Below are 471 nucleotides of genomic sequence, written 5' to 3' on the forward strand. Positions count from 1 at the left end.
ATGAAGTTCCGCACGCTCGCGACCTCGCGCGACGCGTTCGACGCGTGGGTCGCGAAGGTGCGCGCGTCGGCCGACCGGCTCGACATGACCGCGTACGGCCAGCTCGCGCAGCCGAGCGAGAAGCAGCCGGTGCGCTACTACTCGACGGTCGATCCTCGGCTCTTCAATAACATCATCGCGAAGTACAACAACGGCCACGTCCTCGATCTGACGGACGCCGCCTGTCGGACGAAGAGGTAAGCATGTTCGGAAAATTGACGCTTTCGGCGTTCCCGTTCGATCAGCCGATCATCATGGGCGCGGGCGCGTTCATGGTGCTCGTCGTGCTCGGGATTCTGGGCGCGCTCACCTATACGAAGCGCTGGAAATGGCTGTGGTGCGAGTGGCTCACGACCGTCGACCACAAGAAGCTCGGCGTGATGTACATCATCGTTGCGCTCATCATGCTGCTGCGCGGCTTCGCCGACGCGG

Annotated in this window: 1 protein-coding gene and 1 pseudogene; both read left to right on the plus strand. The window is 63.1% G+C overall.

Annotation, left to right across the window (positions count from 1 at the left end; genetic code table 11):
• On the plus strand, positions 1 to 240 hold a 240-nt coding region (locus J5M58_RS26680; RefSeq protein WP_207880372.1), incomplete at its 5' end, for a COX aromatic rich motif-containing protein.
• A 2-nt stretch (positions 241 to 242) separates the two neighbouring features.
• A pseudogene (locus J5M58_RS26685) lies at positions 243 to 471 on the plus strand (cytochrome o ubiquinol oxidase subunit I); the annotation flags it as partial.

The sequence above is a fragment of the Pseudomonas sp. 32_A genome, assembly GCF_017490905.1.
Taxonomy (GTDB): domain Bacteria; phylum Pseudomonadota; class Gammaproteobacteria; order Pseudomonadales; family Pseudomonadaceae; genus Aquipseudomonas; species Aquipseudomonas inefficax.